This window comes from Acinetobacter kyonggiensis, assembly GCF_900107285.1.
Classification (GTDB): Bacteria; Pseudomonadota; Gammaproteobacteria; order Pseudomonadales; family Moraxellaceae; genus Acinetobacter; species Acinetobacter kyonggiensis.
This window is the reverse complement of the sequence record NZ_FNPK01000006.1, coordinates 1-17,624: the sequence shown is the minus strand read 5'-3', so window position 1 is coordinate 17,624 and position 17,624 is coordinate 1. Positions and strand designations below refer to the sequence as shown.

Below are 17,624 nucleotides of genomic sequence, written 5' to 3'. Positions count from 1 at the left end.
AATCTAGGTTTAAAACCCTATACAATAGATATGATCTCTCCTAATCTCCTGCAAAAGTAATGTCTAATTTAGATTTAAATCTCATCGTACTCTTGGTTTTATTGGCTTGTGGCATCTTCAGCCATAATAATGCTGTCACTATTGCTGCTGGAGTACTGATTGTTTTCCGAATTACGCCACTGAGTGAGTTTTTTCCTTATTTGCAACAACATGGTTTAAATATTGGCATTATTATTCTGACCATTGGCGTACTCACCCCTATCGCCAGTGGAAAAATCCCAGGTGACGCTATTTTAAAATCATTTATGAGCTGGAAGTCCTTACTTGCAATCGCAATTGGTCTTTTAGTGGCGTGGCTGGGTGGCCGTGGGGTTAAACTGATGACTAATCAACCTGATGTGGTTGCAGGCTTGCTTATTGGTACGGTTGCTGGTGTTGCTGTCTTGCGTGGTGTTCCCGTGGGACCTTTAATTGCCGCAGGTATACTGACACTCTTTATTGGATCTTCATAAAAAAGCGAACTGCTCTGTCGGCTCGTTAAAATTTAATCAGAATTAAATATAATCAGCTCACTGTATCTTAAAGTTAAAATCACAGTACCCCAAAAAAATATCCGCTCTCTTTATCATTTTTATATCAAATAATTCATTTTATTTGCTTGGGCTTAAAATATAAAAACAGATGAATTAATCATTCAACTCATCTGTGTATTAACTTTCTCAATATTCTAAATAAAGATGGATCCGATTATGCAGAATAGTATTGATTACGCTTTTGAGAGAACTTGGTCAGTTGCTTTAAAAAACCTTCAAAGTAACTTTTTTCTTTCTCTTCTATTCGATAACCGGCATATAAGGTACGACGTAATCCTGTAGATGAAACGCAATCTAAACGACGGGAAGTCACCCAGCCTTTTTGCTCATACTCATTCACTACCCAATCTGGTAATGCTGCAATTCCACGACCACTTGCGACCAGTTGAATCAACATTTGGGTTAAATCGGTTGTCCGAATATGCTTTGGCAAAATATTGGCAGGAATAAATAATTTAGCCATAATATCTAAACGGTGCTTATCTACAGGATAAGTAATTAAAGTTTCTTCTGCCAACTCTTGTACCGTAACACGTTCTGCTCTAACCAAAGGATGCGTATTGGATAAAACCAAACGGGATTCATATTCAAAAATCGGAAAATACTCAATACCTTTTAAAGCAATAGGATCAGCAGTAATCAACATATCAAATTCTGCATTTTGCAGCAGTTCATGTGGATTTGATTCAAAACCTGAAGCAAAGTCTAGATCCACATCAGGATACATATGACGATATTGATTCAATAAAGGCATGAGCCAGTCAAAACAACTATGGCATTCAGATGAAAAAATAATTCGCCCCGTCTGACCATGCACAATCCGAGTAATATCTGTCTGAGTAATTTGAATTTGCGGCAAGACATCATCAGCAAGCTTAAGTATACGTTGCCCTACATTGGAAAATGTGACAGGTCGACTACGACGATTGACCACTTCCACCCCATACCAATGATCTAATTCTTTCAATTGATGTGAAATAGCCGAAGGTGTTAAACACAAATCATTGGCAGCAGCGACCAATGAACCGTGCTCACGTAACGCAGTTAAAGTTTTCAAATGGCGAATTTCTAGCATGAACAAAGAACCAATAAATTTATACTAATGAATATATCTCATCTTAGCATAAAATTAATTAGTTTATTTCATGTTTAATTTTATTCAATGATATTTTCAAAGAAAAACAGCTCCTTTAGGAAAATATCATAACGATTACTTCTCATATTCTTGGCTACCCACGTGTGGGTGCAAAAAGTGAACTTAAATTTGCGGAAGAATCATATTGAAAGGTGAAACAACCCAAGCTGAATTTTTAGCAAAGGCTCAAGCAGTAGAAGCAACAAATTGGCAATCGCAAGTTAATGCTGAGCTTTCATACATTACTGTAGGTGACTTTTTTATAACAATATTTTAACGTCTATTGTACGTTTAGGTGTCATTCCTACACGTTTCAATGAAGCATCTAAACGTAACAGTGGTGCAAATTGATAGTGCTTTACAAACCATTCCTGCTAAACGTCTTTGGGTCAACACAGGGACTCTCCATCTCTCATGCTTAAGTTTCAAATGAATTTAAAACTTTGGTCTTAGCAGTAGCAAAATACTCAATTACTTCGAGTTAAACTTTCTTACAACCCACAACTTCAGATGATCTAAAAATAAAATATACCAAATACTTTCAATATCTTAAAAAAATAAAACCTCGACAAATAAACCCAATACCAATATTTTTACTATGGTTTGATCTAAGATAAATATTGTATTTCCATAGGCATTTAAACTTAAGCTCCTATGATTAACAAATGTAGATGTGAGAGAAAATAGTGCCCATAAAACTCATTTGTGTATCCCACACCCCATTACTTGATTTTGCATCTCCCCCTGCAGAAATTGAGGCTTCAGCACGAGCCACTTTTCAAAAGTTAGCCAATCAAGTCAAAGCATATAATCCAACTTTAATTATTTCTTTTGGCCCAGATCATTTTAATGGCTTCTTTTATGACCTTATGCCTGCATTTTGCGTAGGTGTTCGAGCACAGGCCGCTGGGGACTGGAACTATGGACCAGCGCCATTAAATGTGCCAGAAGGTCAATCGCTTGGCTTAATTGAACACTGTCTAGATCATGGAATTGATCTTTCTTATTCATACCGTATGCAAGCCGATCATGGTTTTACTCAGCCACTAGACTTACTTTGTGAAGGTCAACTGGATCGTTATCCCGTTATTCCTGTGTTTATTAATGCTGCTGCTGCGCCTATGCCACGAATCAAACGAGTCATTGAACTGGGCAAAGTAATAGGTGAATACCTTAAAACCTTAAATGAACGAATTTTAATTATTGGATCGGGTGGCTTATCCCATGATCCTCCAACACCACAAATTCAGACGGCACCCACTGAAGTGCAGGAATTTCTTATCGCTGGGCGTAATCCTACTCCAGAGGCACGTGAGCATCGCCAATCCAAAGTCATTGCAGTTGGTCAACGTTTGGCAGAAGGTGATTTATCAGCAGCCTTACCGCTCAATCCTGAGTGGGATAAAGATTTGCTACAGCGCTTTAAAAATGCAGATTTTGATTATTTAGCCCAAATGACCAATGATGAAATTCGTCGTGATGGTGGGCGTGGTGGTCAAGAAATCAGAGCATGGATTGCAGCTTTTGCAGCACTTTCAGCCTACGGTGAATATAATTCTGAAATCCATTATTATGAACCGATTCAAGAATGGATCGCTGGCATGGGCATGATGACAGCAGAACCTAAATGATCAAGAAGAGGAAGCGAATACTTCCTCTTTTTTAGCTTTTCGACTTCATCAGCGTTGTTCTTTTTTGCTATGAAGTTCAAACTTTAGTCAGGCAACTTATGTCCACAATGCGGGCAAAAACAATATTTATTCCTTTCTTGCTCTAATTCTTCTTCCTTACGCTCACGAATGAGCTGTAATAAAATATCCTGCGTTTGCTCAACAGTCAGGCCGACTTCTTTACGTAAGTTTTCAATTTTTTCTTCATCAGCAAAAAAATCAATTTCAGCGACCTGTAAAAGTTCACGAAATTTTAATTCCAACTTTTGCTTACGCAGCTCAAGTTCACTCGCTAAACCATTCGCCAAAATACCAGCGGGAAGTGCCGCCAAACCGACACCTAAAATCGTAATCAGCGCCCCAAGGAACCTACCCAATGGCGTGATTGGCGTAACATCACCATAACCCACTGTCGTCAGCGTGACCACAGCCCACCACATAGAAGCAGGAATTGAACTAAATACTTCGGGCTGTGCTTTATTTTCAACGACATACACCCCCGCTGCTGCCATCACAATCATAATCAGTAAAATAAAAATAACCGCTTGAAAGGAGCCCTTTTCACGTTCAATCACACGCAATAAAATTTGCAACGATACAAAATAACGGGTCAGCTTAAGCAGTCTAAATAATCTGAGGATGCGCAGGAAACGTAAATCAATATGTACAAAGAAGTTAATGTATGCAGGTAAAATTGAAAGTAAGTCGATGATGGCACCACCACTTCGCACCCACAACCATCTATTTTGCCATGCATTATTAAACGGATTTTTTTCAGCAATCGCCCAAAATCGTAATAAATATTCGGCTGTAAAAACAAAGATGGAAAATAATTCAAAAGCATCAAAAAACACTTGGTACGACAGATAAATATCGTTAATTGATTCCAGTAAAACAGCAACCGTATTAGCAATAATCAATAAAATAAGAAAGACATTTACGTAACGACTAAAAGTACTTTCATAGTCATCGTTATGCAAATTATCATAAACAAATCTGCGAAGCTTGTACCACGCGTTGAATTCCATATTCGTGGGTTGCTGTTGAATAAGATTTTTTCAGTGTAGCGCAACTTGAGTCTTGGAATATGAAATTTTCCAAAAATCAATCATAGATTGCAGTGCTTTAAACTGATAATCTGCAATACTATTCGACAAAAAGAAGGGCTAAACGTACCTGATCATAACCCATACGCGGGTTAGTCGCTTCTACAATAGGACGTAGTTTAATTGACCCTTCTTCACTAAAGTTTTCAGCACTTTGACGTTTCATTAAACGTTTATAAATTTTACGGACTTGCTCAACCACTTCATCCCCCGGATGAGCCACAGAAATATCTAAACCTTGCTCTTTGTGCAATTTAGCCAAATGATTGATAATTGTCGCGGGTGTTAAGCCACGTTCAACCGCAATATCTTGAATTTCATAACCTCCTTCAAAAAGTGCACGCGTTTCATCCAGTGTTGCAGTGGCGTAATTGGTTTTACCACTACTTTTAGCAATTTTCTTTTCATTACGCTGAATTTCTGTTTCATTCAATGTCCCGCCACAATGACGAATAAATGCTTTATGTTGCGGGATTAAATCAATCAACTCGAAATGAGTTTCTGCTTCAGCTGACAATTCCTGAAAGCGTCGATCTGCTTTAATAGCTAAACTATCTAACTCAAGCGCCTGTTGATTAATCCCAAGCAGTTTTAGGCCATTTAAGGCTTTCAGGCGTGATATGGCAACATAACCTTGCCCTTTCTCAAAAGTATGGCTCAGGTTAATTTCCGCAGCTTCTAAGGTCATGCCTTGTGATTTATGAATGGTAATGGCCCATGCTAAGCGCAGTGGAATTTGCTGAAAACTGGCGATGGTTTTACCTGCATCATTATCCACAGACCATGTTTCAGGCTCTACCACAAGCACAGTGCCATCGGTGAGTTTTACTTTAGGTAAAATGCCATGATCATCGTCTTCTTCAAAACCAATCACTTCACCTAAACTACCGTTGATATACCCCATATCAAAGTTGTTTTTTACAAACATCACTTTGGCATTTTTCTTTAAGGTTAAATTTTCAGGCGCACGAACTGAAGATTTCAATGTTTCAATTAACTTGTCATTACCATCACATACCGCATCAAATTGGCGACCATCTGCCTCAATTGCATTCAGATGTTTAAAGTTAATCGCATCGACATCCATATTATGGGTGTATAAACGAGTAAAGGTTTCACCAATATTTTGTTGATTGGTTTGTTCCAAAGCTTGCAGATGTTCCGTGGTAATACTTTGACTACGAATCGCATTTAAGATGTCATTTAAATAGTCGTTGCCTTGACGATGTTGTTCGGTCAAATAACAAACCCGAAATTTCGCTTCCACCCAAGCTTCTGACATAAAGCAAAACTTATCACGATTGTTCTCATCTTTTTTACCGACTGGTGGTAACTGAAAAAAGTCACCCGCAACAATGACTTGAACACCACCAAAAGCATCATCACTTTCTTTAAAATATTTTAAAACTTGATTAACCAAATTTAGTTGTTTGGCATGCAACATTGAAATTTCGTCAATAATCAGCACTTGGGCATTTTCTAAATGCTCTTTTAAATATTTACGTTCTTTCATATTTTTTAAATCGGCATCAGATAAAAAATCTTTGATACCAATGCCTGCCCATGTATGAATGGTCATTCCATTCATGTGGGTTGCAGCAATACCTGTTGAAGCGGTAATCGCAACAGGTACTTTACGCGCTTTCAAATAATTGATGTACTGATTGAGTGTATAGGTTTTCCCTGCACCAGCCGAACCTGTTAAAAAGACATTTTCGCCCGCTTTTAAAAGCTTGAGTGCAGTTTCTTGTTTCATAAGACCTATAACCATAAATTAACGGCTATAGCCTACCGATTTTTTCCTCAAAAGTTAAGCCCAGAAAAAAGTTAAACGACACGAGATATCACTTAAGCAACAATAACTGTGAATTTAACCAAGCAATAAATTGCACTGCAACATCCACAACAAGCGCTTCCGCTTTACGATTATTGGAATATTCCAACTGATCATAGACCAGCTTCCCCTCTCGAAGATAACAACCCAATGTCATATGTTGTTGAACCGTTTGAGATGACATATGAAAAGCCACATATTCCCCATCAACAATTTGCTGTGCATAACTTGCCGCTAAACAATGATGACACCGCTTCGATTCTTCAATAATTCGCTCTAAATCTGCCAGCTCTTCAAAACACCAATCTAAAAATTGGATCTTTTTTCTTAATGTAATGGGTTGCCATACCGCTAAGGCGAAATTTTTCTTTAACTTGCTCATGATTTCTTGTGTTTGAATCTGATCATGCCAATGCACCGCTTGATGAAAAAAACCCATCCACGTAATACTTTTAGGCACAATTTTATTATCTGTAAAATAATCAACCAAATAATCGCGTACGTAAGCATCAAAGACCGACACTCGGGTATAGCGATGACGTAAATAAAAAATTTGTCTAAACTGATCCAACTGCATTTTATAGCGCTGCAACACCGTATAAAAATCACGATTCTGATGGGTTTCGGGACGAAGATAGCCCATAAAATCTTCAGGCAATGCTTGCGTTATTTTGTATAAATGCAACATATACGCTTGCATGACCCGACTTAAACGCACATAGATCTGTTTCACCATTTGATCATCTGTTTTCGCAACATTACGCATCAATGCCATCCATTCATCTAAATATAAAATAGACGGACTGATGGCAATGCGCTGATCCTCAATAGACTGTCTTTGTCCTTTTAGAATGACGGTATAATTATTTTCATGTTTAAACCATGCTTCTTGCATGGCAAAATAATGACAACTCTGGATAAACATGCGTGCAGCTGAATGCTGAAAATACTGTAAGGTGGCTAAAATAATCTGTGGATGAACCTGACTGGTATCGACAAAACTAAGTGCAGTCACAGCAACCCTTACACTGCTTTGTTGAATATTTGCGCTGATCCAATCCAACACTTCGGCTGACTGCTTAAACAACCAGTTCACCGTACGCGGATAATCAAATAATGGTAGTTTTGCCACCTTCTTTTGCCAAACAGTCGCACTCAGATCAAGAAAATTATACTTTGACAATAAATCATCGCGTTGCCAAAGTTCGCGCCGCATTAAGCGAACAAAACCCAATAAATGGCTTTTCTCTTCTGCATGACGATAGAGCAAATTGATATCATCTTGATGTTCTATTAACTCATTTAAATTAAAGCGCTCTTCAAATGACAATGCCAAAATACGGTACATGGGACGAGGTAAAAATTGAGCGGCACTAAAACAAAAATCATCCAAACATTCCATTAAAGGCTGTATTGGTAGAATTTCATCTACACAAATACCTTGAATGGAGCAAATCTCTTGCAACATTTGAATAATCGGTTCAGGTACTTGGGTTTCATTGATTACACAATCCATCAAGACAGTAGACTGATAAAAATCAGCCTTTATCATCAGATGATCAATCATTTCAGCCTGAAGCAAAGAAAGCTGTGTTAAAAAAATACTGACCCGCTCAGCACCATTGATCCATAAATAAACTTGATCCAATAAAACTTGCCGAAACTGCTGTGCCTTTTGACGCAGAAAAAGAGAATGTTGTGGCTTTAAATCGCCAGTCAAAAAATACAGATCATGTAATACAAACTCTTCAACCAATTCTGCTTTTTGCCCCAAATAATTAAAATCACAACATAAAATGCTACTCTGAACTGACGCTGGTGTAGATGTAGGTGCAGAAAATTGCAGTTGAAATAAAGCATTTGCGATGTATACACAATGCTGCTCTTGATCAATCCGAAACATATTTTGTGCATTTAGATCAGTAACAATATTAAGCTGATCCTGAAAAATTTCATTGAGTGTTTTAGAAATTCTGAATAATTGTTTTGCAACCCATTGATACTGCGGTACTAAACGATCCTGTCCCATACTCGCCTCACATTGAACTCACATCCTACGGTGAATTTAATCATATATAATGAAGACAATGTATGCTGACTAGAGAATTTAAGCAAATCTATCTGAACCAGTATTTATCGTTAATTATTTGATATTCAATTATAAAAAATATAGCTATAACATAAGTAAAACCGTACCAATTTCAAAATTAAAAGATGTTCACATTTTCAGATGTTCAATATGTATTAAATTTTGGTGTGACATAAATTGAAAATAAAATTACGTTAGATCGGTAAATAAAAATGGCTATGGTCAGCCATACTAACCATAACCATTTTATCTTTACTGTATAAGTATAATAATCTTCAGTGAATCAATCACAGCGTAAATGTATGATGACCCACCTATTATTTCTTTATAACTTAGCCAACCACATGTTTTTGCACAAGAATTGATCCAACAGAATAACCAGCACCGAATGAGCAAAGTACACCATATTCACCATCATTAACTTCGTGTGCAGTACGATGCAATGCAATAATTACACCTGCTGAAGACGTATTGGCAAATTCATCTAAAATAATCGGTACAAGTGAACGGTCAGCATCTTTGCCCACGACATATTTCAAGATTAGATCATTCATGCTGGCATTGGCTTGGTGTAACCAAAAACGCTTTACATTGGTTGGTGCAATATTATTTTTCTCAAGTTGTGCAGTAATGATTTTAGCCACCAATGGGCAAACTTCTTTAAAAACTTTACGACCATCTTGATTGAACAATTTATCATCTACCACGGCATCTTCACTACGGTTTAAATAGCCGAAGTTGTTGCGAATGTTATTTGAAAATTGAGTAAATAGATGCGTATCTAAAATCTCAAAACCAGTTTTGCTGGTCGTATCTTCAATAATAGATGCTGTTGCAACATCACCAAAAATGAAGTGACAGTCACGTGAACGGAAATCGGTATGACCCGAGGTGATTTCGACATTGACTAACAATACACGGCGTGCGCCACATTTGATGGCATCTGCGGCTTGTTTTAAACCAAAAGTTGCAGCAGAACATGCCACATTCATGTCATAAGCATAACCTTGAATACCCAAAGCAGATTGGATTTCAATGGCTACAGCAGGATAAGCACGCTGGATGTTTGAACATGACAAAATAACCATATCGATATCTTCTGCCGTTACCCCTGCATTTTCCATCGCTTGTTTAGCCGCAGTCACGCCCCATTCGGCTTGAATGGAAAGCTCATCATTACTGCGTTCACGTAACCGTGGATACATGCGTTTTGGATCTAATACACCTGATTTTTCAGCAACATAACGGCTTTTAACACCAGATGCTTTTTCAATAAATTCAGCATTTGAACCGCGACGTTCTTCTATTTCACCGGCTGCAATTTTGTCAGCATTGTCGTGGTTAAACAGTTCCACATAAGCATTTAAACTGGTTACTAACTCTTCATTGGTAATGGCTTCTTCTGGATGATACAAGCCTGTACCTGTAATACGAATGCCCATGTAAAACTCCTACTAAACTAATCTCGCGCTATGTTAACCGATGCCTAATTGATTCCATACTTTTTGCAATCTGGTTGGAGAAATCGGCATCTTGGTTTTCATTGGCTGTGAGAACAAAGAAATACGAAATTCTTCAATCATGAAGTACAGTTCTTTTAGGCGCGCATCATTTTTAAACTTAAATAATTTTTCCATCCATGGATCAACTTGATCAATGGCAGAATTGTCTCTTTGTAGGTTATTTGGCAAGCGCTCTAAACGCAAGACCAACGCCTTCAAATAACGAGGGAATTCCTGCCATATGTCTGAAGATTTGACATATACAAAGTTGGAAAGAGCCATTAAATCAAGCTGATCTTCAATGTCATCAATATTTTTCCCAAACAGAGATTCGTCTAAAACCAACAATTTCCGACGAATATCCTGCCATTGAATATAAATATCGCTCAGTATTAATAATGCCTCTTGTCCGTGCGTAAGGAAAGATTTTTTTACATTTAAAATTAAATTTTGAAACTCTTCAGTATTGACAGGAAGATCTTTTATTGCCATCTGTAGGGTGGCGTAAACCAACATTTGCTCTAACTGAGCTTTATCACCTAATGGCGAATAGGCCAAAGCCAGCGGTTTTGAAATCTGTTTTTTCAGTTGACGAATTAAATCCCCCAACTGCATATATACCAGACGAATCACCCCTTCACGGTGCTGACGAATGGCTTCAGCCTGATCATTAAAGGTTTGAATCACCACACCCGATTCATCTTTTGTATCCAGTTCGGCAAATGCTTTCACAGGAACTAAAGCTTGATATTGCTTAACAATCACGCCAGTCACTTTCTGCGAGGCTTCAAAAGTAAAACTTTCAGGGAAAGTGTTAAATTCACCTTGAAGCTGTTTGACTGGACTATGTGTTTCTGAGCGGCAACGGGCTTTCAACTCAACTAAATCACGCCCTTTTTCAATCACATGCCCTTTTTCATCAATTACTTTAATAAACGGCAACAAATACTGATCAATGCGTTCAAAACTAAAGTCTTTCGCTGTAATTTGCTCCGCGCGCAATTGAAATGCCAAGTAGCTAAAAATGTGTTCACGTAAATGTACTGCATCAATGCCTTTCATCAACTTACGTGCTGTATCTGGAATAGGCACCAAATTTCGACGTTTATCCTTTGGTAAAGACTTTAATAAGGCTTCAATCAAATCCTGTCGCCAACCAGGGATCCCCCATGACCAAATATTTTCATCAACCTGCGGCAAAGCCTGTACAGGAATTTTAACCGTGGCACCATCTTCATCATGACTTGGGTCAAAGCGATAGCTTGCTGCAAAACGCAATGAACCATTGTGCAGATGGTCAGGAAATTGCTGCGTGGTTGGACGATCATTCATCCACAACGCATCATCATCGACAAATAAATAACGCGGGTTTTGCGGTTCTATGGTCGCTCGCCAATCTTCAAAGGCACGTCGGCTGGCGACTTCCTCAGGTACTTTTGACGCATAGAATTGATAAATGGTTTCTTCATCCACCACCAAATCACGACGACGTAATTTGTCCTCAACACGTTCTACTTCTTCTAGTTTCTGTAAATTGTGTTTTAAAAATGGCGGTGTAACACCCAAATGACCTGTGGTTAAAGCATCCCGCAAAAAGATTTCATGTGCGGCAGCTTGATCAACTTTTTCATAATTCATCAAACGCTTCGGTTCAATAATTAAACCAAACAATGAAATTTGATCATAGGCATTCACAATGCCCGCTTTTTTCGACCAATGTGGCTCAAAATAATGATGCTTCAACAAATCAGGGGCAGCCAGTAGAATCCATTCAGGTTCAATTTTCGCCAAAGTCCGTAAATACACTTGAGAAGTTTCTACCATCTCAAATGCCATTACCCAAGATGCACCACCTTTATGTAAAGTCGATGCAGGGAAAATTCGGGCTTTTTGCTGACGCACTGCCATATAGACATTTTTTTCATCGGTCTTATTGGCAATAAACGAAAGCAACCCAGTCAATAAAGCACGATGCAAGTTTTCATAACTGGCTTTTTTATCATTAAATGAAAGCTTTAAACCTTGAGCCAATTCAGAAAGTTGTTCATGGGTTTTTTTCCATTCACGTAAACGCAACCAACTGAGAAAATGCTGACGCGCAAAATTACGACGCTTATTTTCATTCATCGATTCACGGTTATTCTGTAAAGTTTCCCATAACTTAATGTAAAACAAAAAGTCAGAATCCCCTTCCTTAAATAACGCATGTTTTTGGTCGGCTTGGGTTTGTTTATCATTTGGGCGTTCACGTGGGTCTTGCACAGCAAGCGCCGCAACAATAATCAATACTTCATTGAGCACACCAAAATGTGCACCGCCTAATATCATTCGTGCCAAACGTGGGTCAATCGGCATCTTCGCCATTTGCTGACCAATTTTAGTTAAGCCACTGCTTTGAAGTCCTCCTTTAACAAAGGAGGATTTAGGAGGATTTGCGTTTGGATTTTCACCTTTAGAGGGATTATTGTCAGATAAATCTCCCCCTTGCGTAGGGGACTTAGGGGGATTATGAGATAGTGCTTTCTTCTCCACCATCGCCCCAAGCTCAATCAATAGCTTGCGACCATCATTGACCAAGCGGTGATCTGGCGGTTCAATAAAATCAAAACTTTCTAAATCGCCTAAATTGAGACTTTGCATTTGCAAAATCACCGATGCGAGATTGGTACGCTTAATTTCAGGTTCAGTAAATTCAGGACGACTTTGAAAGTCATCTTCTGAATACAAGCGAATACACACACCCGGTGCAATACGACCACAACGCCCTTTACGCTGATTGGCTGCGGCTTGAGATACAGCCTCAATTGGTAAACGCTGAACCCGTGAACGATAGCTATAACGTGAAATACGGGCAAAACCACTATCAATCACATAACGGATATTCGGTACGGTTAGAGCCGTTTCAGCAACGTTGGTGGCAATAATAATGCGTCGCCCACCACCACCCGGACTAAAAATCTTTTGTTGTTCAGCTAAAGCTAAGCGAGCATATAACGGTAAAATCTCCGTGTGCCGCGGACCATGCTTTTGCAAGGTTTCTTGTAGTTCGCGAATTTCTTGTTCTGTACTGGCAAAAATTAGAATATCGGCATGTTCAGGATGCCCCTTTTGTTGCGCATCAGCAAAACATTCTTCTACCGCTTGCACCACTGCGCGTGGCAAATTTTCTTCAAAGTCATCAAACTCATCATCATCACTACCACCAATGCTCATTTCTGAAATGGGACGATAACGAAGTTCTACTGGAAAGCTTCGCCCTTCCACTTCAAAAACGGGGGCATCAAAAAAGTAACTGCTAAAACGATTTACATCTAAGGTTGCTGAAGTAATGATAACTTTTAAATCACGACGTTTATGTAAAAGCTGTTTTAAATAGCCCATGATAAAGTCGATATTGAGCGAACGCTCATGCGCTTCATCAATAATAATGGTGTCGTATTTGGTTAAATAGCGATCATTCGTCAGTTCGGCCAACAAAATACCATCTGTCATTAAACGAACAATCGAATCTTGCGATCCCTGTTCATTAAAACGGATTTTAAAACCAATCGACTCACCCAGTTTTTCACCGACTTCTTCGGCAATACGCTGCGATACACTACGTGCCGCCAGACGACGCGGTTGGGTATGACCAATCATCCCAGTTAGACCACGTCCAGCCAGCATGGCAATTTGTGGTAACTGCGTGGTTTTCCCCGATCCTGTTTCCCCTGCCACAATAATCACTTGATGTTGTTGAATGGCTTCTATCAGTTGATCAGCAGATTGGGTAACGGGTAAATCTTGATTTAACCGAATATTTGGGAGCCGCGATAGACGTTCACGTACTTTATGATTAGATTTTTCAAAAAGTTCTTGATATTGCGCCTCACTGGCATCTTTACCTTTGCGTAGTCGATTTAAACGATGACGGTCACGTGCCATGACCCATTGATCTACATTTAAATGACTGAACACAGATAACTTATCCCAAAACAAAAAATTGAACTACATATTTTACGCTGTAACGCTCTTGAGAGAAAGACAACATAATATTTATTCATTATGTTTAATGAAAAGAATATTCAAAAGCATAAAAATAGCGCATGACCCAAGCTAAAATCGAATGTTTTCATACTTTGACCATGTTCAAAACTGTTTTTTATAAGAATAATTTACCCGTAATAACATTGTCCTAATCAGAAAAAGAATTTAATTTTAAAAATTTACCCTTGAATTTTAGTTCATGAACCTTCATGTTCTTAAGCAAGCTGAAGAACTGATATTTTGTCATTAGTCCATCATCTTTGTATGACTAAAATAGGCAGAAACATCAGATTTGCTGGAATTGTAAGCTTCATAACACTTAATTCGGTTTTTCCGATTTGAATGATGTAAAAATACTGTTTCAGCAATAACAAAAAATTCGCTATTCTTTTAGAAATTAAATACAAACCTCGATCATGGAGACAATGATGAGCTTAATTAATACAGAAGTTAAACCATTCAAAGCACAAGCATTCCTTAACGGTCAATTTATTGAAGTAACTGAAGCTGACCTTAAAGGGAAATGGTCTGTATTCTTCTTCTATCCAGCTGATTTCACTTTTGTTTGCCCAACTGAACTTGGCGACCTTGCAGATAATTATGCTGAATTCAAAAAATTAGGCGTTGAAATCTACTCAGTTTCTACTGACACTCACTTTACTCATAAAGCTTGGCACGATTCTTCAGCAGAAATCAAAAAAATTGAATACCCAATGGTAGGCGATCCAACTTGGACACTTGCTAAAAACTTTGAAGTATTAATCGAATCTGCTGGTCTTGCTGATCGTGGTACTTTTGTTATCGATCCTGAAGGTAAAATCCAAATCGTTGAAATCAACGCTGGTGGTATTGGCCGTGATGCTTCAGAACTTCTTCGTAAAGTTAAAGCAGCTCAATACGTTCATGCTCACCCAGGTGAAGTTTGCCCAGCTAAATGGCAAGAAGGCGATGCGACTTTAGCGCCTTCAATCGACCTAGTGGGTAAAATCTAATTTAGATTAGATTGAACTGATTCAAAAAAACCACGCTTTTTAGCGTGGTTTTTTATTGCTTAAATTTTTATTAACTTAATCACATTAGACTCTAATCTAAAGTCTGAACACCGCCACCATTTACAAAAATGGTTTGTCCACTCACCCACGATGAAATTGGTGCAGCCAAATACAATATCGCTCCAGCAATATCATCTGCCGTTCCCAGTCTTTTAATGGGTGTATGTTGCAACATTCTTGCTTCAATCTCTGGGGTAAGTACACTTGCCAAAGCAGCCGTTCGCGTTGCCCCAGGTCCTACAGCATTAATTCGAACGTCTGGGCCAAAATCAAAGGCTAGATTCGCCACCATATGGTTGACAGCAGCTTTAGAGCTTCCATAGCCACTCATATCTGGAGATGTATTTTTACTGGACATTGAAGACGTCATTACAATAGAGCCATAACCTGATTTTTTCATATGCGGTACACATAATTGACTTAAACGCCAGCCGCTAAATACATTAAGCTCATAATCACGTTTAATGTCATCAATGGTAATTTGAAAAGGATTTTCACGCCCTCCACCTCCACCACCTGCATTGTTAATTAAAATATTGACCGTACCAAAATTTTTCACGGTTAAATCAACAAGATCAACCAGACTCTGATCATCTAAAATATTACACTGCACAGCTAAAGCTCGTACGCCTATTTGCTCAACCTCTTCCACCACTTTTTGAGCTTTTTCTATATTTAAATCAGCAATAACAATATGTGCACCTGCTTCTGCTAAAAGTAATGCCGTTGCCTTACCAATACCATCCGCACCCCCTGTAACAATAGCGACTTTATCTTTCAGGTTAAAAAGCTCATTCATTTTCATGCTGATACCTTTTATAAAATTTTATATGAGTGAAGAAATACCATCATCTTGATTAGTTTTATATCATTGCATAACTTTTTGATATCTAGATTTAACTGCATAGGTAACATTTTATTAACTTTCAATAAACCAGAAATTTAAAATTGATTGGGCTCTTTTCAATTATTATTTCTTTTTTGTATATTGCACTTACTTGTTTGCTTTTATTTTCCTGTTACAAATTTGCTATACATTCATCAGGTCTTTTTCATTACCTTTAAATAAAACAAAGGTCGCAAAAAAGTCTATAAAAAAGAAGAAAAAGGAGTTGCTTATGGGAACATTACTTATCGTAACTTCTTATAAATACAATGCATCTTCACGGTATTTAAAAATTTTTTATAATAATGGCTCAGGAGAGCTGTACCACCCTGTGCCTGAATTTATCTATAATAATTTGTTGCGCTGTAGTGACAAAACAGCCTTTGTACACAAGTACTTAGAATACGATGTGCATTTTACTCGCATTTCAATAAATTAAAAAATATGCAAAAAAAACCAGAGTGGTAAGAGCAACATATAACGTAAAAATGTTCAAATATTAGTTTGAACATTTTTACAATCTGTATTGATTAAAAAATGCCTTATACCAGCAATCTCATTGCTGTCAGAAGCAGCATTATTTATAACAAATCATAAATAATCCTGCGCCTATAGACAAAGTCATACTGATGAAACGTTCATCACCTTCGACCAACTCAATAAATTTTTTAACTTCCACAGCGTGAGAGATGACATTATCAACAATCAAAACACCGCCCTGCGGATGAATCATTTTTTGTAGAAAAATCCAATAATCGACATAAGCATCGCGTTCAGCATCTAATAAGATAAAATCATAGTGATTTGCACTATTTTCAAGAAAGTTTTGCGCATCACCGACCCAAAAATCAATCACATGATCCAATGCCAACTCTTGAGCATATTGCTTTGCTTGAGTTGTGCGAAATTGATCTATTTCTAATGTGGTTACATGACCTTGCGTTTCTTGCGCAGCATCCGCCAGCCATAAAGTCGAATACCCTGTTGAAGTTCCAATCTCCAGAATACTCTGCGATTGCTGAATACGAATTTGCATGGCTAGAAATAATGCAGAGTCTGGTTCAATATTTCGATAACGCTGAATACGATCAGTTTGTAAGGCATCAAATTTAATAAAATTTTGATACAACTCTTGCATCCGTTGTTGAAATACCAAACTCATGCTCATGTCAGATGTCTCTATTTTTAGTGTTTGTACTAAGTCTAACTTATCTATAATAAAAATCTATATTTAAGCCGTTTCTTGAATCAATTTAAATCGTGGTAATACTTGACCATCAGATAAAGTAACCGTTTCTTGAAACATCTCTAATGGACGTACCCACATAGAATAATCACCATATAAACACTGATAGACCACCAGCTTTTCACCCGTTTCACTGTGTGTCGCCACATGAAAAACTTGATATAAATTCCCTTTATAATGTTGATAAATTCCAGATTTAAGATTCATTGCTTTTTGCCTAGTGAAAAACTTCCCCCTCATCATAATCAAATTTTTTATTGATCATTACATAAATCCTATTATTTCCATGAAATATCGGATAAATACTTGAACATTCACATTAAACCCTCATCTTCCAAGTTAAAAGCTTGTTTACATTAATGAAGAACAGATCAATCTAATTATTCGATTTTAATTATAAAAACAAACTGTTTTACCTATTTAATGGTTTGTTTTATGATGACTGCATTCAATAGACATTTACTCCTTTGGAGACGTTTGCCATG

General features: G+C 37.8%; 14 protein-coding genes. 5 read left to right on the top strand and 9 right to left on the bottom strand.

The window, feature by feature from the left end; all coding sequences use genetic code 11:
* Window positions 1-59: 59 nt before the first annotated feature.
* On the top strand, window positions 60-512 hold the full coding sequence (locus tag BLV99_RS06365; protein ID WP_086184519.1) for a DUF441 domain-containing protein: 453 nt from the start codon (window positions 60-62) through the stop codon (window positions 510-512).
* Window positions 513-747: 235 nt separating this feature from the next.
* Here the strand turns inward: BLV99_RS06365 and BLV99_RS06360 are convergent, their stop codons facing one another.
* The gene (locus BLV99_RS06360; RefSeq protein WP_086184520.1) at window positions 748-1,668 is read right to left on the bottom strand and encodes a LysR family transcriptional regulator; all 921 of its coding nucleotides are present in this window, start codon (window positions 1,666-1,668) and stop codon (window positions 748-750) included.
* Between the two features lie 205 nt (window positions 1,669-1,873).
* Between BLV99_RS06360 and BLV99_RS18620 the strand changes: the two genes are divergently transcribed.
* A complete protein-coding gene (locus BLV99_RS18620; RefSeq protein WP_280138270.1) occupies window positions 1,874-2,005 on the top strand; it encodes a hypothetical protein in 132 nt (43 codons plus the stop codon).
* Between the two features lie 409 nt (window positions 2,006-2,414).
* Window positions 2,415-3,359, top strand: coding sequence for a 3-carboxyethylcatechol 2,3-dioxygenase (locus BLV99_RS06350; RefSeq protein ID WP_092688852.1), 945 nt, complete (start codon window positions 2,415-2,417; stop codon window positions 3,357-3,359).
* A gap of 83 nt (window positions 3,360-3,442) precedes the next feature.
* Here the strand turns inward: BLV99_RS06350 and BLV99_RS06345 are convergent, their stop codons facing one another.
* The 5 genes from BLV99_RS06345 to BLV99_RS06325 form a co-directional block, all read right to left on the bottom strand.
* Window positions 3,443-4,426: an ion transporter gene (locus BLV99_RS06345; RefSeq protein WP_092688849.1), complete on the bottom strand. Its 984-nt coding sequence runs from the start codon at window positions 4,424-4,426 to the stop codon at window positions 3,443-3,445.
* Between the two features lie 118 nt (window positions 4,427-4,544).
* Window positions 4,545-6,260: an AAA family ATPase gene (locus tag BLV99_RS06340; protein ID WP_092689156.1), complete on the bottom strand. Its 1,716-nt coding sequence runs from the start codon at window positions 6,258-6,260 to the stop codon at window positions 4,545-4,547.
* Window positions 6,261-6,348: 88 nt separating this feature from the next.
* Window positions 6,349-8,367 carry a hypothetical protein gene (locus BLV99_RS06335; RefSeq protein ID WP_092688846.1) on the bottom strand — a complete coding sequence of 673 codons (2,019 nt, stop codon included), beginning with the start codon at window positions 8,365-8,367 and terminating at the stop codon, window positions 6,349-6,351.
* Between the two features lie 392 nt (window positions 8,368-8,759).
* Window positions 8,760-9,869: a beta-ketoacyl-ACP synthase III gene (locus tag BLV99_RS06330; protein WP_092688843.1), complete on the bottom strand. Its 1,110-nt coding sequence runs from the start codon at window positions 9,867-9,869 to the stop codon at window positions 8,760-8,762.
* 33 nt (window positions 9,870-9,902) lie between these two features.
* A complete protein-coding gene (locus BLV99_RS06325; protein ID WP_425283529.1) occupies window positions 9,903-13,853 on the bottom strand; it encodes a DUF3418 domain-containing protein in 3,951 nt (1,316 codons plus the stop codon).
* 530 nt (window positions 13,854-14,383) lie between these two features.
* Between BLV99_RS06325 and ahpC the strand changes: the two genes are divergently transcribed.
* Window positions 14,384-14,947, top strand: a complete 564-nt coding sequence (gene ahpC, locus BLV99_RS06320; RefSeq protein WP_004648718.1) for an alkyl hydroperoxide reductase subunit C — start codon at window positions 14,384-14,386, stop codon at window positions 14,945-14,947.
* 91 nt (window positions 14,948-15,038) lie between these two features.
* On the opposite strand, the gene BLV99_RS06315 is transcribed toward ahpC, so the two are convergent.
* Entirely contained in the window at window positions 15,039-15,812 is a 774-nt protein-coding gene (locus tag BLV99_RS06315) for a glucose 1-dehydrogenase (RefSeq protein WP_092688837.1), read from the bottom strand.
* 313 nt (window positions 15,813-16,125) lie between these two features.
* Between BLV99_RS06315 and BLV99_RS06310 the strand changes: the two genes are divergently transcribed.
* Entirely contained in the window at window positions 16,126-16,332 is a 207-nt protein-coding gene (locus BLV99_RS06310) for a KTSC domain-containing protein (RefSeq protein ID WP_092688834.1), read from the top strand.
* Window positions 16,333-16,470: 138 nt separating this feature from the next.
* Here the strand turns inward: BLV99_RS06310 and BLV99_RS06305 are convergent, their stop codons facing one another.
* Together BLV99_RS06305 and BLV99_RS06300 are read right to left on the bottom strand one after the other, a co-directional pair.
* Window positions 16,471-17,061, bottom strand: coding sequence for an O-methyltransferase (locus tag BLV99_RS06305; RefSeq protein ID WP_092688831.1), 591 nt, complete (start codon window positions 17,059-17,061; stop codon window positions 16,471-16,473).
* A gap of 63 nt (window positions 17,062-17,124) precedes the next feature.
* Window positions 17,125-17,346 (bottom strand): DUF1653 domain-containing protein, encoded by a 222-nt coding sequence (locus BLV99_RS06300; protein WP_004648713.1) that lies wholly within the window; start codon window positions 17,344-17,346, stop codon window positions 17,125-17,127.
* Window positions 17,347-17,624: the final 278 nt, after the last annotated feature.